The organism is Glutamicibacter sp. (assembly GCF_035257265.1).
In the GTDB taxonomy this organism is placed as follows: Bacteria; Actinomycetota; Actinomycetes; order Actinomycetales; family Micrococcaceae; genus Glutamicibacter.
Window position 1 is genome coordinate 1 of record NZ_DATEXC010000028.1, and the last position, 1,840, is coordinate 1,840.

The 1,840-nt window shown below is 57.8% G+C and carries 1 protein-coding gene; it reads left to right on the forward strand.

Annotated features, from left to right (window positions below):
• The first annotated feature begins 132 nt into the window (after positions 1-132).
• On the forward strand, positions 133-1,269 hold the full coding sequence (locus tag VJ369_RS06940; RefSeq protein ID WP_324091363.1) for an ISAs1 family transposase: 1,137 nt from the start codon (positions 133-135) through the stop codon (positions 1,267-1,269).
• The last annotated feature ends 571 nt before the right edge of the window (positions 1,270-1,840 follow it).

Here is a 1,840-nt window from a genome sequence, read left to right on the forward strand (position 1 = left end):
CAGGGCCATTCAGTTTTCGGAAAGAGCTTGCAAATCAAGCCGAAAACGAGTTAAAGGGTTTTGTTCCACGTGGGGTCTCGCTTTCCCGGCACGCCCCCATGACCCAAAACCCTTTACTGAAAGCCGCCACTCATGATACCACAGCCTCGTCCGCTCATCGAAGTCTTCTCTGACATCCCGGACGTGCGCAAGTCGCGTGGCAAACGCCATCCTTTATCCGCTATTCTCGCCCTGTCGTGCTGCGCCATGCTGTGTGGCTCCCGCAGCTATAGTGCCATCGCCGACTGGGGACGCAACTACGGGAGTGCGATCACGCACGCCCTTGGCTTCACGCATAACACGCCCTGTGCCTCCACGCTGCACACGATCTTTGGGCGCTTAGACCGTGAGGTATTTGAGGCCAAATTGGGAGTCTGGGCAGACAGTGTAGTGGCGCACACACCCGCGACGCCCGAGGCACCCGAAACCGCCATGGCGGTCGATGGCAAAACGCTGCGGGGCTCCAAGAAGCAAGGCGCCCCGGGCACGCACCTGTTATCGGTCTTCGCCCACCGTCTTGGGCTCACGCTCACGCAACAGGCGGTCGCAGCCAAAACGAATGAGATCAAAGAGGTCGAGACGGTGTTAAGCCAGATCGTCCTGGCGGGCCGTGTGGTGACGATGGATGCGTTGCTCACCCAACGCCAGGTCGCGCAGACGATTGTGGACGCGGGTGGCGACTATGTCATGCTCGTCAAAGAGAATCAGCCGCAGCTCAAAGCCGATATCGAGTTGGTTTTTACCATGCCTCCGGTGGGCGACCGCCAAGAGAGCGTACGTACGGTGGACGTGGGCCATGGGCGCATCGAGACCCGTAACCTCACAACGAGTGAGGCCCTGGTAGGCTACAGCGATTGGCCGGGTCTGGCGCAAGTGTTTGAAGTGGGGCGGCATGTCATCACCAAAAAAACGGGCGCAGAACGGGTCGAAGTGGTCTATGGCGTCACCAGTCTAAGCTCCGAGCGGGCGACACCTGGTCGAGTGCTGGCTCTGGTGCGAGGTCATTGGGCGATTGAGAACAAGTCGCACTGGGTACGCGATGTGACATTCGATGAAGACCGCTCCCAAGTGCGCTGTGGCAACATCCCGCAAGTGATGGCAACGCTCCGCAATACCACCATTGGGCTCTTGAGGTGGGCAGGCCATACCAACATTGCAGCGGCTTGCCGCCGGTTGGCTGCCCAACCGGTGCAGGCTCTGGCTCTCATTGGTATTGCATTCGAAAACTGAATGGCCCTGCCCCGCAATGCAGTCTAAACATGTTGTGGTGTGAGAGAAGGGCACTGTAGCGAAAAAAGCCAGTTTTTTTCTCAACCAATATTGCTGATGGAAAAGGGGCGATTTCTCCCGCCAGGATGTGAAGCACAGTCTTATGATTAAGACTCAGAAATCCTTCCTTTTCGAGACAGGGGCAACATCCCAACACGAGAGGCCGTTACAATATTTCCGGCTCTGGTACGCTCGCTCCCGTTTCTCCCCTCCCGGATACCTCTGGCCTCTGTGCCACCTCGGGAAGCGGTGTGTTGTCTGTCGTTGCACAGTAGCGGGCGCGGTTGTGCGCTTTGATTGCTTCTAAGGCTGAACTGGTCAGTGTCGGCTCCCGCTCCATGGCGCCGAGGGGAACAGAGAGGGGAATTGGCCGCTCTGTGAGATTGCGGACAAAGCACGCAAAGTCTGAGTGGGTGTTGTACTTTCGCATACTGAGTAACACTTCAGGCTCGCAGCGCATGTCACGGGAAAAGGAGGACGCATCCCTGGCGGAAAGGGGTTCCCGTAGTAAACGTACAGGAAACAACGATCC

Excerpts from the sequence above, each read along its gene's own strand:
- VJ369_RS06940 (WP_324091363.1), top strand. The coding sequence starts at position 133 with ATGATACCACAGCCTCGTCCGCTCATCGAAGTCTTCTCTGACATCCCG.